Annotated in this window: 18 protein-coding genes and 6 pseudogenes; 13 read left to right on the forward strand and 11 right to left on the reverse strand. The window is 62.6% G+C overall.

The window, feature by feature from the left end; all coding sequences use genetic code 11:
- Positions 1-20 precede the first annotated feature (20 nt).
- A complete protein-coding gene (locus ABNQ40_RS35935) occupies positions 21-2,453 on the forward strand; it encodes an ATP-binding protein (protein ID WP_377806521.1) in 2,433 nt (810 codons plus the stop codon).
- A 137-nt stretch (positions 2,454-2,590) separates the two neighbouring features.
- Here ABNQ40_RS35935 and ABNQ40_RS35940 read toward each other — a convergent pair whose 3' ends face one another.
- From ABNQ40_RS35940 to tnpA, 7 genes and pseudogenes are all read right to left on the reverse strand, one after another.
- Positions 2,591-3,070, reverse strand: a complete 480-nt coding sequence (locus ABNQ40_RS35940) for a transposase (protein WP_391349730.1) — start codon at positions 3,068-3,070, stop codon at positions 2,591-2,593.
- Positions 3,071-3,174: 104 nt separating this feature from the next.
- Positions 3,175-3,399 (reverse strand): annotated as a pseudogene (locus ABNQ40_RS35945) (transposase domain-containing protein); the annotation flags it as partial.
- 25 nt (positions 3,400-3,424) lie between these two features.
- Positions 3,425-5,497, reverse strand: a complete 2,073-nt coding sequence (locus ABNQ40_RS35950; protein ID WP_377806519.1) for a recombinase family protein — start codon at positions 5,495-5,497, stop codon at positions 3,425-3,427.
- Between the two features lie 2 nt (positions 5,498-5,499).
- Positions 5,500-5,994 carry a hypothetical protein gene (locus ABNQ40_RS35955; RefSeq protein WP_391349817.1) on the reverse strand — a complete coding sequence of 165 codons (495 nt, stop codon included), beginning with the start codon at positions 5,992-5,994 and terminating at the stop codon, positions 5,500-5,502.
- Positions 5,975-7,390, reverse strand: a pseudogene (tnpC, locus tag ABNQ40_RS35960) (IS66 family transposase); the annotation flags it as partial. The gene ABNQ40_RS35955 and the pseudogene tnpC, both read right to left, overlap by 20 nt.
- An 82-nt stretch (positions 7,391-7,472) precedes the next feature.
- Positions 7,473-7,820 (reverse strand): IS66 family insertion sequence element accessory protein TnpB, encoded by a 348-nt coding sequence (gene tnpB / locus ABNQ40_RS35965; protein ID WP_109047194.1) that lies wholly within the window; start codon positions 7,818-7,820, stop codon positions 7,473-7,475.
- Complete coding sequence (gene tnpA / locus ABNQ40_RS35970; RefSeq protein ID WP_377806517.1) at positions 7,817-8,209, reverse strand: transposase; 393 nt, start codon at positions 8,207-8,209, stop codon at positions 7,817-7,819. Before tnpA ends, tnpB begins: the two co-directional genes overlap by 4 nt.
- Before the next feature lie 939 nt (positions 8,210-9,148).
- Here tnpA and ABNQ40_RS35975 point away from each other — a divergent pair.
- Positions 9,149-10,147 carry an NAD(P)-dependent oxidoreductase gene (locus ABNQ40_RS35975; protein ID WP_170296062.1) on the forward strand — a complete coding sequence of 333 codons (999 nt, stop codon included), beginning with the start codon at positions 9,149-9,151 and terminating at the stop codon, positions 10,145-10,147.
- On the opposite strand, the gene ABNQ40_RS35980 is transcribed toward ABNQ40_RS35975, so the two are convergent.
- Positions 10,142-10,480 carry a hypothetical protein gene (locus ABNQ40_RS35980; protein ID WP_391349733.1) on the reverse strand — a complete coding sequence of 113 codons (339 nt, stop codon included), beginning with the start codon at positions 10,478-10,480 and terminating at the stop codon, positions 10,142-10,144. The two genes, ABNQ40_RS35975 and ABNQ40_RS35980, sit on opposite strands and share 6 nt — an antisense overlap.
- 127 nt (positions 10,481-10,607) lie before the next feature.
- Between ABNQ40_RS35980 and ABNQ40_RS35985 the strand changes: the two are divergent.
- Positions 10,608-10,751: pseudogene (locus ABNQ40_RS35985) on the forward strand (IS6 family transposase); the annotation flags it as partial.
- 221 nt (positions 10,752-10,972) lie between these two features.
- Positions 10,973-12,238 (forward strand): transposase, encoded by a 1,266-nt coding sequence (locus tag ABNQ40_RS35990; protein WP_391349735.1) that lies wholly within the window; start codon positions 10,973-10,975, stop codon positions 12,236-12,238.
- Positions 12,239-12,356: 118 nt separating this feature from the next.
- Here the strand turns inward: ABNQ40_RS35990 and ABNQ40_RS35995 are convergent, their stop codons facing one another.
- Entirely contained in the window at positions 12,357-15,329 is a 2,973-nt protein-coding gene (locus ABNQ40_RS35995; RefSeq protein ID WP_377806516.1) for a Tn3 family transposase, read from the reverse strand.
- 140 nt (positions 15,330-15,469) lie between these two features.
- A complete protein-coding gene (locus ABNQ40_RS36000) occupies positions 15,470-16,048 on the reverse strand; it encodes a recombinase family protein (RefSeq protein ID WP_377806515.1) in 579 nt (192 codons plus the stop codon).
- Between the two features lie 572 nt (positions 16,049-16,620).
- Between ABNQ40_RS36000 and ABNQ40_RS36005 the strand changes: the two genes are divergently transcribed.
- From ABNQ40_RS36005 to ABNQ40_RS36045, 9 genes and pseudogenes are all read left to right on the forward strand, one after another.
- Complete coding sequence (locus ABNQ40_RS36005) at positions 16,621-17,160, forward strand: TRAP transporter small permease subunit (protein ID WP_377806514.1); 540 nt, start codon at positions 16,621-16,623, stop codon at positions 17,158-17,160.
- Complete coding sequence (locus ABNQ40_RS36010; protein ID WP_377806512.1) at positions 17,157-18,608, forward strand: TRAP transporter large permease subunit; 1,452 nt, start codon at positions 17,157-17,159, stop codon at positions 18,606-18,608. The genes ABNQ40_RS36005 and ABNQ40_RS36010 overlap by 4 nt, the downstream gene beginning before the upstream one ends.
- A gap of 384 nt (positions 18,609-18,992) precedes the next feature.
- Positions 18,993-19,262 (forward strand): helix-turn-helix domain-containing protein, encoded by a 270-nt coding sequence (locus tag ABNQ40_RS36015; RefSeq protein WP_377806511.1) that lies wholly within the window; start codon positions 18,993-18,995, stop codon positions 19,260-19,262.
- Positions 19,263-19,838: 576 nt separating this feature from the next.
- Positions 19,839-20,066 (forward strand): annotated as a pseudogene (locus tag ABNQ40_RS36020) (IS1595 family transposase); the annotation flags it as partial.
- A 168-nt stretch (positions 20,067-20,234) separates the two neighbouring features.
- Positions 20,235-20,729, forward strand: a complete 495-nt coding sequence (locus tag ABNQ40_RS36025; protein ID WP_377806507.1) for a BLUF domain-containing protein — start codon at positions 20,235-20,237, stop codon at positions 20,727-20,729.
- A gap of 709 nt (positions 20,730-21,438) precedes the next feature.
- The gene (locus ABNQ40_RS36030; RefSeq protein ID WP_377806506.1) at positions 21,439-21,633 is read left to right on the forward strand and encodes a hypothetical protein; all 195 of its coding nucleotides are present in this window, start codon (positions 21,439-21,441) and stop codon (positions 21,631-21,633) included.
- A 12-nt stretch (positions 21,634-21,645) separates the two neighbouring features.
- Complete coding sequence (locus ABNQ40_RS36035; RefSeq protein WP_377806505.1) at positions 21,646-21,828, forward strand: hypothetical protein; 183 nt, start codon at positions 21,646-21,648, stop codon at positions 21,826-21,828.
- Between the two features lie 30 nt (positions 21,829-21,858).
- Positions 21,859-22,823: pseudogene (locus ABNQ40_RS36040) on the forward strand (IS5 family transposase).
- A 55-nt stretch (positions 22,824-22,878) separates the two neighbouring features.
- A pseudogene (locus ABNQ40_RS36045) lies at positions 22,879-23,559 on the forward strand (IS5 family transposase); the annotation flags it as partial.
- 149 nt (positions 23,560-23,708) lie between these two features.
- Here ABNQ40_RS36045 and ABNQ40_RS36050 read toward each other — a convergent pair.
- Entirely contained in the window at positions 23,709-24,095 is a 387-nt protein-coding gene (locus ABNQ40_RS36050) for a hypothetical protein (protein ID WP_377806504.1), read from the reverse strand.
- Between the last annotated feature and the right edge of the window lie 439 nt (positions 24,096-24,534).

Genomic DNA, 24,534 nt, shown 5'->3' on the forward strand with positions numbered 1-24,534 from the left:
ATTCACCCAGGATGACGAACATGGATGCTGGCGAAGACCGATTGTCGACGATTGGGCCGGCTTGTGGTGATGCCTTGGGGCAGGTCATCCGAACCTTCGACTGGTCCCGCACGGCTCTCGGGCCGGCGGAGGACTGGCCGGCGTCCCTCCGCATCGTCGTGGAACTGATGTCGGGTTCCCCTCTGGCGAAGGCCGTCCTGTGGGGACCCGACCTCGTCCTGATCTACAACGATGCCTATCACCGGATCGCCGCCACCGGAGATCACGGTGGTGGACGATCCGCCATCCTGGGGCAACCGGTGCGCGGCTGCTTGGCGGATGCCTGGGGACTGGATGCGGCGGCCGTCGAAGCCGCACTGCACGGCGAGGCCGGCCTTGTTTCGGATGTGGAACTGGCAGTCCAGGGGCACGGCATGGGGGAGAAGACTTGGTTCGATCTGGCCTACAGTCCGGTCCGCGACTCCGGCGGCGGCATCGGCGGCGTCCTGATGACGGCAGTCGAGGTCACGGTGCGGCATCGCGTCGAAGCGGAGAATAGGCGGATCACGCGCGATCTTCAACGCAAGCGCGAATTGCTGGACGCGACCTTCGCGCAGAGCTTCGGCGGCAGCGCCCTGATCCGGGGAACCGATCTCACCATCCTGCTGGCCAATCCCGCCTTCCAGGCCATGGTCCCCGACAGGACGGTCGTCGGACGGGCCGTGCACGAGATATGGCCGGGTTTCTTGCCGCACTTCGAGGCGATCTGCCGTCGGACGCTGGAGACCGGCGAGCCCTATATAGTCAATGACGAACAGGTCATGTTGGAAAGGGACGGTAGGTGCCCTGAACCGGCATGGTTCAACTGGCGGTTGAGCCGAGTCGCCTTGCCGAGGGGGGAGGGGTGGGGTCTCCTGCTCACGAATTGGGAAACCACCCGGCGGCGGCATGCCGAAACGGCCCTCCACGAGAGCGAGGCCCGGCTTCGTGCGCTGGTGGAAGCAACCTCCTATGTCGTCTATCGCGCCACCCCCGACTGGACCGAGATGCGCCTGATCGGCAAAGGCTGCCGTTCTGCCGATAGGCAGCGACCGAACCGCAATTGGCTGCATGATTACATCCATCCTCAAGACCGGACCTTGGTTGAGGAGGCGATCCGGGATGCCGTTCACAAACGGGAGGCTTTCGTTCTGGAGCACCGGAGCCGCCGCGCGGACGGTACGTTCGGGTGGACGCTTTCGCGAACGGTGCCGCTTCTAAGCGCTGACGGTAAAATCACCGAATGGTTCGGCGCCGCTACCGACGTGACGGAACGCCGGCTGGCGGAGCAACAGATCCAGACGGCGATGGAGGATGCCGAACGCGCCCGCGATACCGCTGAGCAGGCGACGCGGAGCAAATCGCGCTTCCTGGCGGCCGTCAGCCATGACCTGCGGCAACCCTTGCAGTCGTTGTTCCTGTTCCTGGAAGTCGTCAAGCCGCACATCGCCACGGGCGGTCAGGATCCGGCAAGGCATCTGGAAAGTGGATTGAACACCCTGCGCGATTTGCTGGACAACCTTCTCAACATTTCCCGGCTGGATGCGAAGGTGGTCCAGCCCGACATCCAGGAACTTGCCATAGGCGCCGTGATTGGACCGATCGCGGACGCCTATGCACCGCTGGCCGCCGCCCGGGGCCTGGAACTGCAGGTGATCCATAGAAACGAGACAGTGCGCAGCGACCGTGCTCTGCTGGGACAGATGCTGCGCAGCCTGATCAAGAATGCCATACGCCACACCGAGCGGGGGCATGTCTCCATCACCTGCAAGGAGATGGACGGTGCCTTGCGCCTCGACGTCGCGGACAGCGGGATCGGCATCCCGCCCGAGCATCTGGAACTGGTATGGGAGGAGTTTTACCAGGTCGGCAACCCGGAGCGCGACCGCAACCAGGGATTAGGGCTGGGGCTCGCCATCGTGCGTCGCCTTTCCGCACTGCTCGGCCACCCGGTGACGGTCCGGTCGACGCGGGGCGTGGGATCGGTGTTCTCCATCGAACTGCCTCTCGGTCGGGGCATGTCATCCCGCGGTCCCACCCCGATCCCCACGACGCCCGCAATTGGCCGCCTCGCCCTGGTGGTGGACGATGACGTCAACGTGCTGATGGGGCTGAAAATAAACTTGGAACAGTGGGGATTTACGGTTCTGGCCGCAGAGTCCCTCGATCAAGCCCTGGACAAACTCAAGGATGGCGGTCGTCCCCCTGACGTCATCGTCACCGATTACCGCCTGCGCGGGGGGCAGGTCGGTACCGATGTTATCCTCCATCTGCGCGATAGTATTGGCATCGATATTCCTGCTCTCGTCCTGACGGGCGAGGCCGACTTCGACCTTGGCGGGAAGATTGCCGGACACGGCTTGGCCGTCATCCACAAGCCGGCCACGCCCCAGCAGCTGCAGAGGGTGCTGGAGACGCTCACCGGGCGACACTGATGTGGTGGAGGGGCCAAAAGGCACTATTAGTGTTGGCTGGATACTGGTTCTCCCGCACTTTGCGTGATGCTGGCCCCGGCGCCCGGTGTGTTGCAGCGAGGCGAGCGGTGCAAGAGACGCCCCAGTTCCGTTGGTGATCAGGCGACGCGGACGGAGTTCGGGCCTCCGAGGTCGAGCATGCGGTTGAGGACGATGACGTCAATGGCGACTTCGGTGGCCTGCGTCTGATCGGAATGGGAGTGTAGCGCCTCGCCGAGGACGCCCTTCCAGCGCGCCATTTGGCTCTCCACGCCAGCCCTCTTGTTGTAGTTGCTGGTCTGCTGCCACCTCATCCGTCCGGTCTCGGCGATCATTTGGATGTGACGGTGGCGTTGGGTGGGAGCGGTCTCGGCCGTGTCGCTGAGCAGGGCATCGCGGCGCGGTGGTGCCACCACCGCGGCTTCGGGATGGCGCTCGTGGACCGCCGCATAGACCCCGGTTCGGTCGTAGGCGCCGTCGCCCGTAATCGAAGCGACCGGCTCGGCGACTTGGTCGAGCAAAGGGGCAACCTGCCAAGCGTCATCGACGCCGCGCTCAGTCGGCGTGGTCGCGACGATCCGCCCGCTGCCCGCGCCCATCCTAAGGTGCAGGACGCGCCAGGAGCGCCGCCGCTTCGTGCCGTGCTTCTCAGTCAGCCGTACGCCCGGTCCACACAGCTGTAAGCATCCGCTGAGCGCCGCGGTCAGGCCGCTTTCTTCTGCTCGCGGATTGCCTTCCAGTTCCAGGGCAGCAGTTCGTGCAGGCGGGTTTGGGGGATGTCGTTGATGCGGGCCAGCACGTCGGCGAGCCACACCTGGGGGTCAACGTCGTTGAGCTTGGCCGTGGTGATCAGGCCATACATGATCGCCGCCCGCTGCCCGCCGCGATCGGAGCCGCAGAACAGCCACGCTTTCCGGCCCAAAGCGATGGTGTGTTCATTGTGCCCCTCTTCTTCAAGTGTCTGGAAACATTGAAAGTTGATCCTCGGAAGCGAGGCGACACGGTTCGCCTTTGCGTCCAACCGCGGCAAGAACCCGTTGCTCCCGAAGGTCGGAGGCACGGATCTGGTAGGGAGCGCCGGGCACGACCTGCTCAGCGACGATCAGCCCGGCATTGATGAGCCGGACAAGGCGGTGGCGCGAGATGCCGAGTGCCGCGGCGGCCTCGTACTGGGTCAGCCATTCGCCATCCTTCTCGGCCGACCGGTAGGCGCGGATGCCATGGACCCGGCGCAACGAGCTGACACGGTGCCCGGTCCAGGATTTCCCCTGCCCGGTGCGCATGCCCATCCGGTTCAGCTGCGCGGCGATGTCCGCATCCGACCAGCGCGTCGCCATGCTGCGGATCACCGCCATCGCTTCCTCCGGCGTTCGGCAACCGTGCTCCCCGGTTTGCGGCTTGATGAGACGCAGCTGCGAGTGTTGGCCCCCGCGCCAATGGATGGTGAGGATGACCTCGCGCGCCGCCTCGTCGACGTCGGCGATGATGTTGACGATCAACGTCCGCAGCAGCCGTTGACGCGCCCTGGTGGTCACCCCCGGCGCGTTCCAGGCGGCCTGCAGGTCGTCCGCCAGCCTGGCGAAGTCCGGCGCCGCGGGAGCCGGAACAGGAGCTGACACGGACGCGATCCGCGCTTCGCACGCCTCGACACGCTGAAGCGCCGCCTCCCAGTTCTTTTCCAGCTGCGCGGCGATCAGCCGGTTGTCGGGATCGCAGGCGGCATAGCGCCGTTCCGCAAGCGTCGCCTCATAGCGCGCCTTCTGAAGATCCAGCTCCGCCATCCGCCGTCGTTCGGTCTGGTGCTCCATATGCCTCCGCTCAGCTTCCAGCGCGGCCTCGATCGCCATCGGCTCGACGGCTCGCAAAAGTTCGCCGGCGACCGCCTCGTCCACCCGGGAACTTCCGAACCCAAGGCATCGTGGCAGCCCGAGCATCTGGTTCGGACGGTCGCAGCGATAGCCGGCTTGGCTCGGGCTACGGCCACGGTAGGACACCGTCAGCCGCCGTCCGCACCGCGCACAGTTCAGGACGCCAACCAGCAAGGCGCGCCCGCCGCGTCCCGACTTCGCGCCGCCAACCCGGCCGTAGGCGTTGGCGGCGAGCAGCGTCTGGTTGCGCTCAAACTCGTCCCAGTCCACGTAGGCCTCGTGGTGATCCTTCAGCAGAACCTCCCACTCTTCAAGCGGCTTGCCGTGGCCATAGCTCTTCCGCGCCCGCCCTTCGACGATTTCGGTGCGGTGCTGGCTCTTTCCGTAGACGTAGGCGCCGGCATAGAAGGGGTTCTTGAGCACGCTGATGACGTTGCGGTAGCGGATCGGCGTCCAGTCGAAGCTAATCAGTCTCTTCCCGTCGGACGGCCGTGGGAAGCAGACTCCTTCCGCTGCCAGCGACAGCAGGACTTGGCGCGCGCTGCCCAGCTCCCGGAAGCGGGCGAAGACGAGGCGGATCGCTTCCTGGACCCGCAGATCGGGATCGAAGCCCAGACCGATCTCCCGGTGCCAGACATAGCCGATCGGCACACTGATGCGCAGTTCGCCCCGCCGCGCCTTGCTGCGGGCGGCATCGAGCATCCGGGTCCGCAGCACTCCCAACTCGAACTCGCTCATGCTGCCCTTCATACCCAGCAGCAGCCGATCGTTCGGTCGCCCCGGATCGTAGACGCCGTCGAGGTCGATCACTCTGGCCTCGACGAGCCCGCAGAGTTCGAGCAGGTGGTGCCAGTCCCGGCCGTTGCGGGCGAGCCGGGAGGCGTCGAGGCACAGCACGGCGCCGATCTCACCGGCACAGAGCGACGCCACCAGCCGCTCGAACCCGGGCCGCGCCATGGTACCGCTGGCGGAGCGCCCGAGATCGTCGTCGATCACCTCGACCCGGCGGAACCCACGGCGCTTGGCTGCGTCGACGAGTTCGTACTGCCGCCGTTTGCTCTCCAGATTGGTCTGGACCTGCGCCGGGGAGGATTGGCGGACGTAGACCACGGCCTTGCGCTTGAGCACCGACGGCGGCAGGAGATCAGGGTTCGCCATCGTCACGCTCCCCGGTTCTGGCACCTGCGGCTTCCATCAGGAGAAGGGCCAATTGCACCACTGCCGCGGCGCGGTCGGCCGGGCTGATCGTCCGCAGCCTTGCGGTGTCGAAGGCCATGCTGAACTGGCGCCGGGTCTTGGCCCGTCGTGTTGTTGCTGACGGCATTTTCATGTCGCTCCTCCGGGACGATGATCGCATCGCCTGGAGAGCTTCGCCTGAATCCGCCGTCGCTCAGCTGACGCTGAAGGTTGATGAGCGCTTCCACCGCGACCCGCGGCGTACCGAGTTCCATGTCGGCGCAGATGACAGGGTCCAGCATCCATTCCGGCAACACCGTGATGATGCCGGGTGCCGCCTCGACGAAAACCAGATGGCCAATGGCGCGCGCCTCGCTCCACATCACCCGGACGCGACGGCCATGCAGCGGATGCCAGCGGTAATGGACGTCAACATCCTGCCCGGCATGGGCACAATGGACGGGCGATGGCGATCCCACGCAGGCCGCGTTCGGCGGCGTTGTTCGTCAGGCATAGCCTGCCGTCGCCGAGGAACCGAGTGAAGCCGTCCCATCGGGTCAACATGTAGTCCATCGCCTTGGCCACGGGGGCATGGCGGGAGAGCCGGGCGCGCTCCGTCCGCATCCAATCCTCCAGCGCGGCTACCAGGGCAACGCCGTGCTCCTGGCGGGCCGCCAGCCGCTCGGCCGCCGGCTTGCCGTTCAAGGCGCGCTCGAGATCGAAGAGGGCATCGATGCGCCTCACGGCCTCCAGCGCCAGCGGTGAGAGCGGCGGGGCGTCCTTGCCGCGCCTGGTGTTTGCGGCGATGTCGGCCAGCTTGAAGAAGCCGCGCCTTGCATGCGCCCAGCACAGCACGTCGCGGATCGGCCCCGGCTTGCGGTCGGGTTCGTACAGCCGGTTGTAGCCGGCGAACGCATCGGCCTGCAGCCAGCCCGTGAAGCCGGCCAGGTGCCGTTCGGGATGCTCGCCCTTGCGGTCGCGCGAATAGTGGAACAGCGCTGCCGGTGGGGCTTGGCCGGCGAACGGCCGGTCATCACGCACATACACCCACAGCCGCCCGGTGTCGGTCTTGCCCTTGGCCAGCACGGGCACCGGCGTGTCGTCGCCATGCAGTCGCCCGGCCGCCATCACATGCGCGGCGATCAGGTCGTGCAGCGGCTTCAGCACCGCGGCGGCGGTGCCCACCTGGTCGGCCAGGGTGGACAGGCTGAGCGGCACACCCTCCCGCGCGAAGCGTTCGGCCTGCCGGTTCAGCGGCTGATGCTGGCCGAACTTCTCGAACAGCAGGGTGGCCAGCAGATTGGGGCCGGCCCAGCCCCGCGGGGTGGTGTGGAACGGCGCCGGCGGCTGGCTGATCGTCTCGCAGGCCCGGCAGGAGAACCGCTCCCGCACCGTCTGGATCACCTTCCACTGGCGCGGGATCACCTCCAGCGTCTCGGTGATCGTTTCGCCCAGTTTGCACAGCTTGTCCGAGCCGCAGCACGGGCAGCTCGCCGGGGCCGGCACAACGACGCGTTCGCGCGGCAGGTGGTTGGGAAAGTGTTGGCGCGACGGCCGCTTGCGGCTGAAGGCCGCCACCGCGGTCGTTCGGGCAGCGGCCTGCTCGGCCGCCAACTCGTCCTCGCTGGCCGTCGCTTCCAGCTCTTCGAGCTGGAACTCCAACTGGTCCAGCAGGCGCGCCTTACGCTCGGAGCGCGTGCCATAGAGTTCGCGCCGGAGTTTCTCGATTTCCAGCTTCAGGCCGGCGATCAGCGCCTCGGTATTCGACGCCATCGCCCTGGCCCGGGCCGCGTCGGCTTCCGCCGCGTCCGCCCGCGCCTCGGCCTGCGCCAAGGCGGCGCGCAGGCTGGCAATGTCGTCGGGCAAGGCGTCCATAGGGCCGGATTATACCCTGAAACCCGCATCGATCCTTGCTCTTCCTGCCGGATCACGGCGGGCTGATTCACTGTGTCGCAGCCTATCCGGCCGAGCGTGGCCTCCAGGTTTGCTGGGGATTGCGCCAGTCGATTGCGTCGAGCAGATACGCGAGCTGTGAAGCGGAAATGGCCACGGCTCCGTCTGCCGGGCTGGGCCAGATGAAACGGCCTCGCTCAAGCCTCTTCGCGTAAAGCGACATGCCGAGCCCATCGTGCCACAGGCACTTCACCATGTCGCCGCGACGCCCACGGAAGACGTAGAGATCGCCGGCATGAGGGTCCCGGCCAAGCCCTTCCTGGACCTTCAGCGCCAGCGAGTTCATTCCACAACGCATGTCGGTGACCCCGCCGGCCAGCCAGACCCGCACGCCTGACGGCACCGGGATCATGCTGACCGCCCCGACAACGCGGCGATCACCGTTCCGACCAGAGCCGGATCGGCCGGGCCGGTGATCCGCAGACGGGCCGCCGCGAACTCAACCTCGATGATGCCGTCGGGCGGAGTGCAGGAGGCTGGGGTCGGTTCCGGTGCGTCCTCCAGCGACGGCTCATCGGTGGCGACGGTGATCGGCATGAAGGCCGGCAGCCGGGGTTGCGGACCGAAGAATTGGCGGCGCCAGCGATAGAGCAGACTGACGTCCACGCCTTGGCATCGGGCAACCTCAGTCGCTTTGACGCCGGGCTGGAACGCTTCCTCGACCAACCGCAGCTTCTCCTCGTCGGTGAACTGCCGACGCTTCTCCAGACCCGTAATCACCTCGACGCGTTGGATAGTCATAGGGACTGCCATAGGGATAGCCATAGGGACAGGCCCCATGATTCAGCTTCCCAGGGCCGTCACAAGGCGGCGCTCGGCGGAGGGGTACACACAGCTTCAGCCCGGAGCTGTCCACCAGCAGGTGGGCCCACGGCTCGAGCGCGGGGCCGAGGGCTTCAACGATCGTGTCCGGCGCACGATCGCCGGCGTCTTCCACCACATCAGCTCCGACCACGCCGACCTGTATTTAGGGTCACTACACGAAAGTGATCCTCGACTTTGCGCGTTATGGGTTATAATTCCTATCATGCGCCGATCCAGAAGGTGGCCTCGTCGGCGATGAAGGCGAGAGCCTCGTTGTGCCACCGGACACTCGGGGATAAGCCACCAGGACAGGTATCGATAGCCGGTGCAGTTGTGGTAGATTAGCTCTTTTGATCAGGAGCCGAGCTATCCGTTTCTATAGGTCAGCAGATGCTTTGGGTTCTCCAGCCAATCATGGCCCGAAGGTGAGACGCGAGGTCGCCGGTACTAGATTAAATGAATTGGCTTAGAAGCTGGATTTTTCGGGATTGTCATCTTCTCGTCCCGATTGCAAGGGTTAGCAGGGCAGAAAAGCCAGTCGCCGGAAACGGCGGCAGGCAAATCGAGCTTGTCCCGCGGGACAATCAAGGCGGTGTCGACAAAATATGGCTCGTTGACAGTTCTTTTTCGGAACGGTGGTGGATCACATTGAGGTTGCCGCTGATAAGTGGCTCGGCGACGTAGCGAAATTGGTTTCATGGACGACGGCGTGATCGGCCGTTAGGTCCAATGGATTTCTGTGTTCGTACACACTAAGCGAAGATATGCAATTTAGCCAGACCTGGTCGCAGTCTACGACTACAACGTACGCTCGGTCTTGAATGGTAGGACCCGCCAACTAGGATTGTCCAGGCAACTCATGTGGAGGTTAAAATCTTGATTGTTGCTTTAGTGGGATCGTCCTCCTTTGATCGATTCTTCAATCCAGCCCATGACGAGTTGCAACGGCGCGGCCATAGTGTGGCGCGGTTCTTAACGCGAAACGATCTGCTTGCCGCAGTTGACGCGCTGCAGTGTTTGGAAATCCTTGGCGCGTCCTCAAGCTTTACAGCCGACCGGGAGTTGTTTGCCAAGATGCCGCGTTTGCGCGCATTGGTTTCCCCGTTCACAGGGGTCGAAGGGTTCGATGTTTCGGCCGCGACAGCAAACGGCATACTCGTGGCGAATGGCCAAATTACGGAAAACTCCGTCAGCATGGCCGAGGCCGCAGTTCTCTTCACGCTGGCTTCGCTCTATGACCTTCATGGCACTGAGCGCTACCTTCGCGAAAACCTGCCGCGTCCCTCGCAGGTCCGTGCGCGGATGCTCATGGGAAAGAAAGTTGGCCTGATAGGCTTTGGCAAAATTGGACAGGCTATCGCGGAACGGCTGTCTGCATGGGGTGTGAGGCTCGTCGCCTCGGTGCGCACGACGCGACCGATGCCCGCATATGTCGCCGCGCAGAGCCTCGATGAGGTGCTCGCGACAAGCGATGTCGTTATCATGGCGGCTTCGCTCAATCCTGAATCACGAGGAATGCTGGATCTTGACGCGTTGCGCCGGATGAAACCGGACGTGGTGTTTGTCAACATCACGCGGGGCGGCATCGTCCCCGACGATACGCTCGCCGCGCTCGCCGCAGAGCGACCTGCTATGCGCATCGCCCTCGATGTGTTCGACCCAGAGCCGCTGAAAGAGAATAGTCCGCTGCGCGACCTTCCAAACGCCATCCTTACCCCACACATGGTAGGACATACGGTAGAGTCTCAGATGCGCCTGCCGGAGGCATTCTGCGAGAACCTTCTAGCGGTGGCAGAGTGGCGGGTGCCTGAATACGTTGTCAATCCGTCTGTGATCGAAACGTGGCTGAGAAAACAGGACAGCGCACAGCTATAGTTGCGACGTAAGCAGTGTGAGCGCACCCTTCACCGGTTCCCCGGGATCACCGCATGGATCTGTTGCGGCGGGCCTTGAAGTGTTCGCGAAGGTCGGGGATTGCCTTGGCCAGGGCTGGTAGTCGGCCTCGATGATAGGCGTTGTGCCGATCAGAAGAGGGTGCAAGGCCTGGAACGTGGTGTGCTCAGGCTTGTCCGGGTTGGTCATGCTCTTCCAGGCGCGCGGTGCCAGCCAGGTTGCCATGAGGAAGCCGAAGGACCAGAAGATCGGGTCCAAGCCTCCGGCATGGTGGGGCGGCAGTTGCGGCTGGTAGAGATAGGGAAATTGCGCCATCGTTTCCGACAGGTGGTCCCGGACCAGGAGCTTGAACCGATCCTCGAGGCGGACATTATTCCGTGGGCACCGTCAAGTTGGCGGCGGCGGGATTGCCGGGGGCGGTCGGGCTGGGTACGGTAGGGGCATGACGACGCGTTCCTATCCCCGTTTTTCCGGCTACCGCTACCCCGCCGAGGTCATCATGACCGCAGTGTGGCTGTACCATCGCTACCCTCTGAGCCTTCGGATGGTCGAGGAGATGCTGGCGGCGCGCGGCATCACGGTGAGCTAGAGGAGAGCGCGATAGGTGTTTTCGACTTTGCGCACTTGGGGACACTTGTCCTGTCCTGCGCGGGCGTCGCAATACCGTCGGCGAAAGGTTGTTGGCTGGTCAACGTCCGACGACACCGCAGGTGCCCCATGCCACGCCCAGCCGTCTCTCTTCCCCAAACCTTCGTAGCTTGGCTGTGGCCCTATCTGGATGCATTTTCGGGGCGCACCCGCTCTACGGTGGCGGCGCTCGCGGTCGGTGCGGTGCTGGCGGTTGGTCCCCGCACCGTGGCCAACCTGCTCCGCACCCTCGGCTTGGCGGACGATCCCGGCTTCGCCGCTTTTCACCGCGTACTCAACCGGAATCGCTGGTCGGGGCTGAAGCTCGCACGCACCCTGCTGAACGCCCTGGTCAACGCCTTCGTCCCGGACGGCCCGATCGTCATCGGTGTCGACCATACTCTTGAACGGCGCAGGGGAGCCCGTGTTCGCCCAGCAAGCCATTGCTTCGACTCCCTCCGGTCCTCGACGGAGCAGACGGTCACCAGCCGCGGATTGCGCTGGATGACCGCCATGCTGCTGGTCGAGGTTCCGTTCGCCGGCCGTATCTGGGGGCTGCCGGTGCTGAGCGCGCTGGTGCCGAGCCGCGCCTGGTGCGAGGCACAGGGCCGGCACTATCGGCCGACCACCGTCTGGGCACGGGGCATCCTGCTGCGTCTCCACCGCTGGCTGCCGGATCGCCTGCTGGTCGCCGTCATGGATGGCGAATTCGCCGCACTGACCCTGCTCGACGCCGTCAGCCCGCACATGGTCGCGATCACTCGGCTGCGCCTGGATGCCCGCCTGTTCGATCCGCCACCAGACCCGCCCTTGACCTTGCGGCAGATAATGAAAGGCGCCCGCCAACCCAGCTTGCGGGCCCGTCTGACCGACAAGGTTACCGTCTGGCACCGGGCGGCTCAACCAAGCCGAACCCGGTGGCGCCCCGGCGGCTGGATCGACTATGCCTCCGGAACGGCGCTGTGGCACCACCAGGGCAAGCCGATCGTGCCCATCCTCTGGGTGATGGTGCGCTATCCCGATGGCCGGCGCGATCCGGAAGCTTTTCTGTGCACCGACCTGTCGGTGTCGCCACGCACCGTCCTGGAATGGTTCAACCGCCGCTGGGCAATGGAGACGACGTATGAGGAGAGCCGTGCTCATCTCGGCATCGAGACCCAGCGACAGTGGGCAGACCCGGCGGTATTCCGCACCGCCCCACTGCTGTTCGGGCTTTACTCGTTGATCACGCTGTACGTCCATCAGAATGCCGGCCGCCTCGCTCTGTCGCCCCGGCGCGCCATCTGGTATCCGAAACCAGCGCCGACTTTCGCCGATGCCTTGGCCCGTCTGCGCCAGCACCTGTGGTTCGAACAGGCCGCCATGTCGCCCGCTGAAGGCGACATGCTCAGATCGCCGCCATCGTTCCTTCGACGGCTCGTCGACGTCGCCTGCTACGCGCCGTAATTCCCGTCACCCCGCACCATTGCTGAACTTGTGAACCGCCTCCTAACCGAGACGGCAGTCCTGAAATGCGCAAAGTCGAATGATCAGATTGTCCGGGATGTGAGAACGGACTGGGAACTCATGCTGCAAGCAAGGACTGCATCCTCCGCAACGGCCTGAGACCGGCTTCCGGAAGAGGGTCGGCTCCCCAGACATAGTCACCGGTGAGGCCGATATGCTCCCATCCCAGAGGCGCCACATGCCGCATCAATTCGGGGGTTACGCAATGCCCTTGGCTTGCCAGTTCGGCGAAGGCGGCTTGGAGATAGCGTGTGTTCCACAGGATGATGGCGGACACCAACAGGTTCAGCCCCGATGCCCGGAAGACCTGGTTCTCGAAGCTGCGATCGCGCATCTCACCCAGACGATTGAAGAAGATTGCCCTGGCCAGAGCGTTCCGAGCCTCCCCCTTGTTGAGGCCGGCGTTGGCGCGCCGGCGGAGGGCGGGATCACGCAGCCACTGTAAGGTGAAAGCGGTCCGCTCGATACGGCCGAGTTCTCGCAGAGCCAGGGCCAAGCCATTCTGGCGCGGGTAAGCCGAGAGCCGCCGCAGCATGGCCGAGGCCGTCGCGGTGCCCGAGCGGATCGAGGTCGCCAGCCGCAACAACTCCGTCCAATTGGCCGTGAGGTGCTCGATGTCGATGGCTCCGCCAACCAAGGGCCGCAGAATGGCGGGTGCCTCCCGACCGGGCAGCAGGTAAAGCCTCCGGTCCTTCAAATCGCGGATGCGCGGGGCGAAACGGAATCCGAGCAGGGCACACAGGCCGAAAACGTGATCGCTCGCGCCTCCGGTGTCCGTGTAGTGCTCCTCGATGTCCAAACCACTCTGATGATGGAGAAGGCCGTCGATGACGTGGGGCGCCTCACTGGCGGTCGCGGCGATCACCTTGGTGTGGAAGGGGCCGTACTGATCGGAGACGTGGGTGTAGAAGGCGATGCCCGGCTCGTTGCCGTGATGGGCGTTCACATCGCCGACGGCTTCGCCGCGCCCGCCGGCGCGGTAGAATTGTCCGTCGGAGGACGACGTGCGCCCGTCACCCCAGACGGCGGCCAACGGCAAGGCTCGGTGCGTGTCGATGATGCGGGCGAGCGCCACCATGTAGGTGTCGTCACGGATGTGCCAGTCGTGCATCCAGGCCAGCTGCCGCATGGATGCCCCCCGGCAGGCTTCAGCCATCCGGGACAGCCCGAGGTTGATGCCGTCGGCCAATACGGCGGTCAATGTTGCCGCCCTGTCGTCAGCGGGACGGCCGCTGCGTTGGTGCGTGAAGCAGCCGGAGAAGTCGGTCCAGCCATCCACCTCCAGCAGAAGGTCGGTTATCTTGACCCGTGGCATGAGATCGTAAGCGCGGCGGCCAAGGTCTTCGGCCTCCGGTGGGGTCGTGTCCCGGATCGGCGTGACGCGGAGTTCGCCGTCGGACAGGTCGACGTCTTCAAGCAACCCCTTTTCGGCAAGGCCCGCCACCTCGGCAACGATCCGGTCGAGCTCCGCGCCTCTTTCAGTAAGGTGGCCGTCGGCGCTGCGTGGAACGGCCACGGGCAACGCTCCCTCCTCGCGAAGGATGTCGAAGGTCGGACGCGGCATGAGGCAGCTTTCGAAGTCCCGGTACTGGCGGCTCCCCTCCACCCAGACGTCGCCCGCCCGCAACCGGTCACGCAGTTCGGACAGCGCACAGATTTCGTAGGCTTTCCGGTCGATACCCTCCTTCTTGATGACGAAGGGGCGCCAAGAGCGTCGGATGAAGCCGGTCGGTGACTTCTCGGGCAGGGTGCGGCGCCCGGCGGCGTACATGGCCCGAACGGTGTCAAGCGCCCGCAGCAACGGAGTCACCGACGGACTGCCGAGAAAGCTGAAGCGATTGAGGAGCGTGGGAGCAAAGGCCCAAACGGTGGCGTAGCGTCCAAGCATCTCGGTGCGCGGGTCGGCGATCTCCGGCTTTGCCAGGGCTTCGCTGTCGGTGACGCATTTCATGAAGCGGAACCAGCCGACCCCCTTGTCGACAGCCTCGTAGGGATCGGCGCCGGCCTCCCGCGCGCCGATCACCGCCTTGCACGCGGTCAGCAGCACCCGCAGTTGGGTTTGGGTGTCGCGAACGGAACGCAGGGTGTTTTCCGCCGTCCGGCGCTCGGCCTTCCGCGCCAGACTGCCGATCAGCTTGTCGAACATTGACAGGGTGACGTCGGTCAGATCCATCTCCAGGCGGATCGCGGTGGCCGCGAGCACAGCCCGCCGGCGCAACGTTGCCAGATCCTGAAGATGCTGCGGCGTCATCCGCAGGCCTTCGGCCGCGAGCCGCTCGAACGCGACTTCCGGCACGCGAGCGCGCAGCGACCGGTCGATGCCGAGCTCCTTCAAGGCGGAAAGGCGCTCGATGACCGCCAGCATGTTGCGGGCGGTGGGGGCCGCCGGCACCCGACGCAACCAAGCGAGCATGGTCGTTTCGGTGTCGGCCTGCATGGTCAGCAATCGGTCCAGCGCGTCGGTTGTGCGCTGGTCGACACCATCGACAAAGGCACGGTGTAGAACCCGTTCGGCCCGACCACGAGCCTGATGGAGCATCAATTCCAGGATCGCTGCCGAAGGGATCAGGATGCGACGGCGCCGGAACTCATCGATCAGGGTGGTCGCCAGAATGATCGGGTCCCGTGCGATTTGGGCCTTGGAGGTCAGCCAAGCTGCAAGGTCGCGAAAAAGGGTCCGATCAAAAGCACGGTGACCGGTCCGTGCCATGATCGCGGCAACCTGCTCGCGCCGGTTTTGGTCACGCCGACTGTAGGCGATGAAATGGTCAGGCTCGGCGCCCACCTGCCTGGCGACGAACGCCAGCAGCGCGATGGGCGGGCGCTCGTCCGGCCCGGGAATCCGCCCAGGATGATGGAGATAGCAGAGCAGAATGGCGCAGCCCAGGCGGGTGTGTGCCGTGCGCCGGAGGGTGACGATGTCGAGATCGTCCCTGCTGAGCGTATAGTGGCGCACCATCGCGCGTTCGTCGTCCGGCACCGCCAGGAGCCTTGCCCACTGGTCTTCGCTCAACAGCCGCCGACGCGCCATATTTCCAATCTCCCATTACCTCGTTTTCGGGAGAGAATAATGATGCGGGTCTGCGGCTGTCACGGAGTGAGCTGGCCGAAACGCTACTTCCGGTCTTTGGGTCCGGGTAGCCGCAGAACAGGAAACTAACATAGGGCCGGTCAAGAATCGGAGGCAGTACCCTTGGGAGTTTGAAGGGCAAACGCCCGGTACAGTGTCGATGCGTGGACGTTGAGAATCCGGGCCGCCTCACGGGGAGATCGCCCTTCATCGACCAGGCGCCGAGCGAGAGCGATCTGGTCGGTGGTCAACTTCGGTGGCCGGCCGAACCGCACGCCGCGTGCTTTGGCCGCCACGCGGCCCATGCCGGTCCGCTCGGCGATCAGGGAGCGCTCGAACTCGGCGATGCCGGCGAACACGGTCAGAACCATCCGGCCGGCCGGTGAGGTGGTATCGGCCCATGGCTCCGCGAGCGACCGGAGACCAGCACCGGCTCCCTGGAGTTGCTCCGCAATATCGAGAAGATCGCGGGTCGACCGGGCAAGCCTGTCGAGGCGCGTGACCGTCACAATGTCATCGGCCCGGAGCTGGTCGATCAGCCGGGCAAGCTGTGGCCGGTCGCGCTTTGCCCCAGAGACCTTCTCCTCATAGATCCGCCGACAACCGGCCGCCTGTAGGGACGCCCGCTGCTGCGAAAGATCCTGGTCGTCCGTGGAGACGCGCGCATAGCCGATGAGCATGGGGCATCCGTCGCAAAAGTCATCGCGAAATCCTCTCTTTTCGCGACAGACTTTTGCAACGTCAAAATCCCTCAGGACCCAGTCCGGTGGCATAGTGTCGCGAAACTCAGGAGTTATGCAAAGCAAGAAGCAATCGTAGCAACGCTACATGGCTCATGTCGTCAGGCCGTTCTCAGATCCCAGGTAGTTTGATCCTTCAGCTTTGCGTATTGTGAGATAGATAGCTCCGCTGAAGCAAATTGATACGCCCAACAATGTTGGTAGATAGAAGCGGTCTGCTTGCTAGAAAAGCGCTAATGGCTGCATTTAAGGTTGCATCGCCGTCCCGTAGATTTGTTCATGCATCAGGCAATTATATTGCGCCACAAGCAACATTGTGGATTGTACGTAGCTCCAACGTATGGGGTTCCTCTCTCTACCCATTTGGTATACCCATCAGGAATATCCGCGTACTGGATTCCTGGCATCTTCTGCGCTTTGAACCAGTCGTGCCGCGAGTGGATGCGGATGTTCGTGCCCTTTGAAGTCAACAAAACGGGAGACACCTCTCTCCCGAACAATGGGGGGATGCGGTGAGACGCCTTCTCGCTTTAAGCCGAGATATAGACTGGTTTAACGAACGCTTGGGCTACATTGCCAACTGGTTCGTCTTTGCCGCTTGCATGATCAGCGCCGGCAATGCCGTGATGCGATACACATTCAATTATAGCTCCAATGCTTGGCTTGAGATCCAATGGTACCTGTTCGGTGCCATGTTCATGCTGGGTGCCTCTTATACCTTGAAAGTAAACGGGCATGTCCGGGTCGATCTCGTCTATGGCCATGTCGGGCCAAGAGCCAAGCTCTGGATCGACGTGTTCGGCACCATTCTTTTCCTGTTGCCAATGACGATCATCATCGGCTGGCTGTCCTGGTCGATGTTCTTTTCATCTTTGACCTCGATGGAATATTCTAGTAATGCTGGTGGCTTGATCCGTTGGCCGATCAAGTTCTGCCTTCCCTTCGGCTTTCTGATGCTGACCGCCCAGGGATTGTCCGAGCTGATCAAACGGATCGCGGCCTTGCGCGGCGACGCGGACCTCGTCCAATCCTATGAGAGGCCCGTGCAATGATCCCCATGGACATGATGGCCCCCCTGATGTTCGGCGGGCTGGTGGTTTTCCTGCTGTTCGGTTATCCCGTCGCCTTCTCTCTCGGTGCGGTTGGCCTGTTTTTCGGCTTCATCGGCATCGAGCAGGGATTCTTCCAGACTTCGCTGCTACAGGCCCTTCCCGAACGGGTCTACGGCATCATGGGCAACGATCTGCTGCTGGCCATTCCGTTCTTCACCTTCATGGGAGCGATCCTGGAGCGCTGCGGATTGGCCGAGGATCTGCTCGACAGCATGGGGCAGCTGTTCGGACCGATCCGCGGCGGTCTTGCCTACGCCGTGATCCTGGTCGGCGCCGTTCTCGGCGCGATCACCGGGACCGTCGCCGCGTCGGTGATCGCCATGGGCATGATCTCGCTGCCGATCATGATCCGGTACGGCTACAATATGCGGCTGGCCACCGGCGTCATTGCGGCGTCGGGAACGATCACGCAGCTCATCCCGCCGTCACTGGTGCTGGTGGTGCTGGGCGACCAGCTCGGCAAGTCGGTCGGCGACATGTATGCCGGCGCGATCGGCCCGTCGATCGTCCAGGTCCTGCTGTTCTGCGCCTACATCGCCGTGCTCAGCATCGTGCGGCCGAACGACATGCCGGCACTGCCGCCGGAGTTCCGCACCCTGCGCGGCTGGCCGCTGATCTGGAAATGCCTGTGGGGGATGGTTCCCTCGCTCGTGCTGATCTTCCTTGTGCTCGGCACCATCCTGATGGGGTTGGCCACGCCGACGGAAGGCGGCGCGATGGGAGCGGTCGGCGCCATGGTCCTGGCGGCGATGCACCGGCGCCTGAGCTGGCAGCTGCTGTGGCAGGGGATGTCCACCACCATGGTGATCTCGACCATGGTCGTGTTCATCCTGGTGGGATCGACGGTGTTCGGTCTGGTGTTTCGCGGCGTAAACGGCGACCTGTGGATCGAGCATCTGTTGACCGGGCTGCCCGGCGGCGCCGTCGGCTTCCTGATCTTCGTCAACATCTTCGTGTTCGTCCTGGCGTTCTTCCTCGATTTCTTCGAGATCGCCTTCATCATCATTCCGCTTCTGGCGCCAGTGGCCCAGAAGCTGGGCATCGATCTGGTGTGGTTCGGCGTGTTGCTCGGGGTGAACATGCAGACCTCCTTCATGCACCCGCCCTTCGGCTTCGCCCTGTTCTATCTGCGCGGCATTGCTCCGCCGGAGGTGAAGAGCCGCGACATCTATTGGGGCGCCATACCCTGGGTCGGCTTGCAGCTCATCATGGTGGGAATCGTGATCGCCTTCCCCTCGCTGGTGACGAGCTTCCTGGACGCCGAACCGGACATCGATCTCAACACGATCAAGATCGAGATCCCGCTGAGTGAAGACAATGCGCCTCCGCCCTTCCCGGACCAGGAAAGCAGTCCGAACGACGATCTGATGAAACAACTCCAGAAATGAATAGCTACGGCTGCCGGTATGGCAGCCGTGCTTTTTCTACTCGGGAGAACTCCATGCCTCACGGCGGAATGAATCGAGCTGGAGACGATGAAGGGACCGAACCCAGCGCCCACCTACCGTCACTTGAGTCTCTCCACACCCTCTTCCTAACGATCATCGAGCAAGGTGGCTTGGTTCGTCAGGACGCACCTTGCTGGTTGGTTCTTGATGCTGCCCGCTTGGCTCTTATCGAACCTGTTGGATTAACCGGCCGTTGGCAACTGTCCAATACAGGGGCAGAGATACACAAAAATACAATTAAGAAGGATCTTCGCGTTTTTTGACGTCAAATGCTGAATACATTGCTTATTGAGTCATATTAAACGTGGATCAGGGAGATGTGACATGGAGAAACCGGAGCTAAAGCTATTGCCTGAACATGTTCGCGCGGCAAGAGCTCTTCTGGATTTCAGCCAGAGGGAGATGGCCGAGCGCGGAAACATGGCAAAAAGAACAATCATAGATTTTGAGCGCGGATTGGCGAATACGCGCCCATCAACTAAGAAAAAAATATACGACTTCCTCGTTGAGGCTGGAATAGAGTGCATCAGCGATGGTCAATATCAGGGAACGGGAGGGATTGGCGTACGTATCATTCCCAAAGAAAAGCGATAACCTCCAGAATTACGCATCCTAAAGCATCTTTCCTATGTTGCAGGAACTCAGGCGAGCGACTGGCGTTCGGGTCCAGGCTTTGAGAGAGGGATGGCCGCAGTTCACGGGGTGGGCCAAGAGCCAATCTCTGGATACCTACAGCGCTTTGCCGTGCACGGAGTGGTTGGGTATTGAGGTGATGTGGTGGACGGCCCCTCTGAAGTGGTTTCTTCGACAGCATCAGCTTGCCATCGAACCAGGAGAGTGGAAGGGCCGTCCACCACATCACCTCAGGCGCAGGCGGGCCCCCACGCTGAGCGGTGCTGCCGAGCCACGCTAATGCGAGGCGCAGGGCTGACGCTAACGGCGACCACCGGTTAGTCTCGGACCATCCTGCTGCGCCTGCACCGCTGGCTGCCGGATCGGCTGCTGGTCGCCGTCATGGATGACGAATTCGCCGCGCTCACCCTGCTTGACGCGGTCAGCCTGCATATGATCGCTCTCATCCAGCTCCCCCTGGACACCCTCAAAGTGGAATGGTGGAGCACACGTTCCCACAGTGTTCCCACATCCCGGACAATCTGATCACTTTCGTGTAGTGACCCCTATTTTGGCGAGATCGGTTTCCGCTGGGCACAGCGCACGGTGGCAGATCAGGCCCAACGCCGGACCCGCAAAGGGCGGACGGTGATCCAAACCCTCTGGTCCCGTGTTCCCGCAGCGCTCCAGCTTCCGGCCGTCTTCCGTTATGCTGTTGGACGCCAACTCCGGCGAACCAAGGACGGCGGGATCAGCATCCGCTCTGCCGTAGCTGTCTTTGGTTGATAATGGCGGCGTTGTTTGCCTAACAACCATCGCGCTCTCCTCTCTCTCGACAAAAGGGGCTGTCGGTGGCGGAACTTCCTAAGACTCTAAACTGTTTGACAGACATACTATAATATGTAAGCTAAGAATTTCTCGAGCGTTCGCAAGAGCATCGTGGGAGATATCGCCATGCACAGACTCGTTCTGCGCAGTGAGTTAAAATATGTCCTGCCATACGATGAAATAATAAATATTTGTTTCTCCTCGGCACGCTCAAACAAAGATAATAATGTCACGGGCTTTATGGTAGAGTGTGGCGGTGTTTTCATATTTTCAATAGAAGGAAAACCGGTTGGCTTAAGAAGAATAATCAGAAATATTAAAAATGAAGAGAGACACCAAAACATAAAAATTATATTCCATAACAAGTCTGCCTCGGCCAGATTGTTTGGATCTTGGTCGATGAACATGATGTTTCTTGATGACGCGCTTCTTTGGCAAAAAGCAATTGGCTCTTGCAAAGCTTACGATGGCTTTTATGCGAAATCCTATGATGCCGCTTTTGCTATTGGGGTCTTGATATTGTCGTACCGGTATGCGTGCGAGGCGTCACAGCTGAGTCCAGTGCCTTGCGAAGATCAATGCGGTCAGCTTCCCCATAGGGGTCAAATTCTGGGCGCCTAACCTGAATCTGCCGCGGCCGGAGTCCGGGCGGCGAGGAGGGAAGGCCGTACCGCCGGCGGTGTTGACCCGTGGGCCGGGGCCCGGGTCCCCGTTTGCCATAGCCGCGGGGTCGGTGTCCCCGGCGGGTCCCGTCCGCGAGTGCCCCACCCCCCTCGCTTTCGGTTGTGGAGGGGCGTTTTCCATATAATCTGTTCGGCGCCCCGGTTGGGCCATACAGAGCAAGGGCTTAGCGGACCCGGCGATTCATTGCCCATCCGGGGCACGGTGGGCCGGTCCCACACAAGGGATCTTCTCCCCTTGGCTCATCATGTAGGGGCCGGGTGCAGCAAACGACGGTCGCAACTGGACGAGTCGCAGGCCCCGAACAGGATCCGGCCAAGCCCCATCCCTTGCGTCCGCCTCGCCGCATGGCCATGCTCTGCACCCTCAAGTGGTCCCCACCCGATCACGACATCCAGCGGCCTGGAGCGGCCGGTCGCTGTCGCGAAAACGGCGGTGGCCGCCTCGCCGGCATGCCGGCGGCGCTCAGCTGGCCAGCACCAGCCCGGCCGGCTCCTCGATCTCCACCACGTCGACGTGAGGCCCTGCGCTTGGTGGCCACCGTCCGGCGCCGACGGCGCGGCGCCGCCCTGGGCGATCATATTTTTCGCGCATCCAGCGATGCGCGCGGTAGAATTCTCCCATGAAGGGGTGTCGCGAAAGGGAGAAGATGATGACTTCCAGCAAATGGGCGGCTGACCCGATCAGCCTGTTCGACACGCGCGGCGTCGACCTTTACCCCTTCGCCCTTCATGGTCTGGCCGACACCCTGGCCCATACGGTGACGGTCGGTCCTATCGTTGCAGGCATGACGCTGGCGCCGCTCCAGGCGCCCGATGACGCTGACCGCGACCAGTCGCGATAAGGAGGAGAGGTCATGGCTGTGAAGCGGATCGTGGCAAACATACCGGCGGAGCGGATCGACTTGGCGCGGTCGTTCTACGAGGTTGTGCTCGGTCTTGAGCTGGTCATGGATCATAGCTGGATCCTGACATTTGCCGCTCATGGACGTTGGCGCGAAAATTGGTCGGAGGTTGGCTGCGGCAGGATAGCGGGGTAGGAAAGCGGCCCCGCTGAAGCCGAGACCTCGATGCCATACAAAGCCAACGAGAGCCGCCGTCACACGATCCCGCGCGCCCACTATCGCGTGGAGAACTGGGCGGCCTACGATGCGGCGCTGCGCCGGCGCGGTGACCTGACGATATGGGTGATGCCGGAGGCGATCGCCACCTGGACGCCGGCTTCGGGCCGACGCGGCCGGCCAACGCGCTACTTGGACGTGGCGATCGAAGCCGGGCTGATGCTGCGTCTGGCGTTCGGTCGGCCATGGCGGCAGACCGAAGGTTTGCTGAGCTCGCTCATGCGCCTGCTCGGCCTGGACCTGCCGGTTCCGGATCACACGACGTTCTCCCGGCGCAGCGCCGATCTGGAGGTCGCATCAGCGCTTTCCAGGACGGACGGACCAGTCAACGTGGTGATCGACTCCACGGGGCTGAAGGTGTTCGGGAAAGGCGAGTGGCAATTGGAGAAGCATGGAGGCCAAGCGCGCCGAAGCTGGAAAAGCTCCACTTGGCGGTCGATCCCGATACCGGCGAGATCCTCGCCTCGGATCTGACGACCACGCAGGACGGCGATGCCTCGCTGGTCGGCCCGCTACTCGACCAGATCAAGCGCCTGATCGGCACGGTGCTGGCGGACGGCGCCTATGACGGTGAGCTGGTCTACTGCGCTGTCGCCGCCCACACACCCGCCGCCGAGGTGATCATTCCGCCACGCTCCACCGCGGTACCGAGCGAGACCGCTGCCGACGCCCTCAGCCAACGCGACCACCACATCCGTAGGATTGCCGAGCGTGGTCGGCAGGGCTGGCAGCGGGACGTCCGCTACGGCCGCCGCTCCTTGGGCGAGGTCGCGATGATGCGCTACAAGCAGCTGATCGGGCGCACCCTGCGTGCCCGGAATCTCCCTGCCCAGCAGGTCGAGGCCGCCTATGGCTGCAAAGTCATGAACATCATGACCAGCTTGGGAATGCCCGCCTCCCGCAAGGGTGCCTGATCCCCACCAGCCGCGGGTGGAATCCGCTCTCACGCCGAATTGTGCACCAAAGTGGAAGGTCAAGGTACTGCTGTCGGACGAGCATTTCTCGGTGGACGGCACGCTGATCGAAGCCTGGGCGTCGGTGAAGAGCTTCCGGCCCAAGGACGGCACTGGCGAGCCGCCGAGGCCGGGACGCAACGGCGAGCGCGACTTCCATGGCGAGAAGCGTTCCAACGAGACCCATGCCTCGACCAGCGATCCCGAGGCGCGGCTGTACCGCAAGGGCAACGGGCAGCCGGCGAAGCTGGCCTTCATGGGCCACGCCATGATGGAGAACCGGAACGCCCTGGTGGTGGATGTCCGGCTGACGGCAGCCACCGGCTTGGCCGAACGCGAGGCAGCGGTTTCCATGGTCGAGGCCATTCCCGGCCGTCACCGCATCACGGTGGGCGCCGACAAGGCTTACGACACCAAGGATTTCGTGGCGCACATGCGCGAGCTGGGCGCCGCTGCACATGTCGCGCAGAACACGAGCAACCGCCGCTCGGCGATCGACGGCCGGACCACCCGCCACCCTGTCTATGCCGTGTCCTTGCGCATCCGCAAACGGATTGAGGAGCTGTTCGGCTGGATCAAGGGAGCTGGCTTGCGCAAAACGCGTCATCGCGGCACGGCTCGCGTCGGTTGGATGTTCACCCTGACCGCTGCCGCCTACAACCTGATCCGCCTGCCAAAACTGCTGGCGGAGGCATAATCACGCCCGGACTCCGCCTCAACGGCGGCTCCGGGCGTCTCGGACCCGCGAAAAGGCGCTCCATTCTGACAAAAACGCACGCCGAAAACGCCATTTCCAAGCATCAGCGGACACAAAAAGTCAAAATATGTTCGTTTTTCCGCGTCCTGCTAATTGTTGATCTGTCGAGCGAGCCACATCATCTGCCTGCCGGCGGCCGGATTGATCCTGGGCCGCTCATTTTCAGCCTCTTCGACGGCGAGCCGGCATATGGCGGCGACGAGATTTCCTTTGAGTGGCGCGTCGAACTTCGTGTCGTGTTCCGCCAACCACCGCTCGACGAATTCCACCGCCTCGCCAACCAAACGGTCATCGATGTGGGGCAGCGGCATCCGCGGCCCATCTCCCGAAATCGTCATACTGCCCTGCCCTGTCAGCAACCAATTGATATCGAAGCCGAGTTCGGCGAGGGCCGCAAGCGTTTCTCCTTTCGGAGCCTTTCCATAGAGTTCATATGTCTGCCACGTATTCTCGCCTAGATTGAATCGTTTCGACATGGATCTTTGAGTTTCTTTCATATGATCCCTGATAATCTTCAGCCTTTCCGAGAGTCTATTCATAATCAAATCTCCGATTTTAAATCACTTCTTGACAGCAAAATCGATGCTTTCGCAAGTATTTATTTTAGACATTTATTAATGTGTATTCTGCTGAAAAGACGCCCGATTTTGCATCGGTAAGCACATTATTCAATGCACTGCCGCTCTTTGACAGTTGCCGACCAGAAGGTCACTTTCTGGAATATCCATAAGGAATATCAATAGATTAATGATGAATTCTTAGGCTTGCAAAGCCGTTCACCTATGCAAGGCAGAAAAATATAACCAATGCAATGATGTTGTTAAAGAATTTCAAAGAACTTCAGTTCCTCAAAATATGCATAAATTCAACGATTATCCTTTATTTTCGATGAAAACTTCATTTTATGATATTATT

Source organism: Azospirillum sp. A23, from assembly GCF_042938965.1.
GTDB classification, from domain to species: Bacteria; Pseudomonadota; Alphaproteobacteria; order Azospirillales; family Azospirillaceae; genus Azospirillum; species Azospirillum melinis.

What these genes read in the sequence shown, in the direction of transcription:
- ABNQ40_RS35935 (WP_377806521.1), top strand. Translation starts at nt 21, where the DNA reads ATGGATGCTGGCGAAGACCGATTGTCGACGATTGGGCCGGCTTGTGGT.
- ABNQ40_RS35940 (WP_391349730.1), bottom strand. Translation starts at nt 3,070, where the DNA reads ATGGGCGCGGGCAGCGGGCGGATCGTCGCGACCACGCCGACTGAGCGC.
- ABNQ40_RS35950 (WP_377806519.1), bottom strand. Translation starts at nt 5,497, where the DNA reads ATGGCGAACCCTGATCTCCTGCCGCCGTCGGTGCTCAAGCGCAAGGCC.
- tnpB (WP_109047194.1), bottom strand. Translation starts at nt 7,820, where the DNA reads ATGATCCCGGTGCCGTCAGGCGTGCGGGTCTGGCTGGCCGGCGGGGTC.
- tnpA (WP_377806517.1), bottom strand. Translation starts at nt 8,209, where the DNA reads ATGACTATCCAACGCGTCGAGGTGATTACGGGTCTGGAGAAGCGTCGG.
- ABNQ40_RS35980 (WP_391349733.1), bottom strand. Translation starts at nt 10,480, where the DNA reads ATGGCGCAATTTCCCTATCTCTACCAGCCGCAACTGCCGCCCCACCAT.
- ABNQ40_RS35995 (WP_377806516.1), bottom strand. Translation starts at nt 15,329, where the DNA reads ATGGCGCGTCGGCGGCTGTTGAGCGAAGACCAGTGGGCAAGGCTCCTG.
- ABNQ40_RS36000 (WP_377806515.1), bottom strand. Translation starts at nt 16,048, where the DNA reads ATGCTCATCGGCTATGCGCGCGTCTCCACGGACGACCAGGATCTTTCG.
- ABNQ40_RS36010 (WP_377806512.1), top strand. Translation starts at nt 17,157, where the DNA reads ATGATCCCCATGGACATGATGGCCCCCCTGATGTTCGGCGGGCTGGTG.
- ABNQ40_RS36015 (WP_377806511.1), top strand. Translation starts at nt 18,993, where the DNA reads ATGGAGAAACCGGAGCTAAAGCTATTGCCTGAACATGTTCGCGCGGCA.
- ABNQ40_RS36025 (WP_377806507.1), top strand. Translation starts at nt 20,235, where the DNA reads ATGCACAGACTCGTTCTGCGCAGTGAGTTAAAATATGTCCTGCCATAC.
- ABNQ40_RS36030 (WP_377806506.1), top strand. Translation starts at nt 21,439, where the DNA reads ATGATGACTTCCAGCAAATGGGCGGCTGACCCGATCAGCCTGTTCGAC.
- ABNQ40_RS36035 (WP_377806505.1), top strand. Translation starts at nt 21,646, where the DNA reads ATGGCTGTGAAGCGGATCGTGGCAAACATACCGGCGGAGCGGATCGAC.
- ABNQ40_RS36050 (WP_377806504.1), bottom strand. Translation starts at nt 24,095, where the DNA reads ATGTCGAAACGATTCAATCTAGGCGAGAATACGTGGCAGACATATGAA.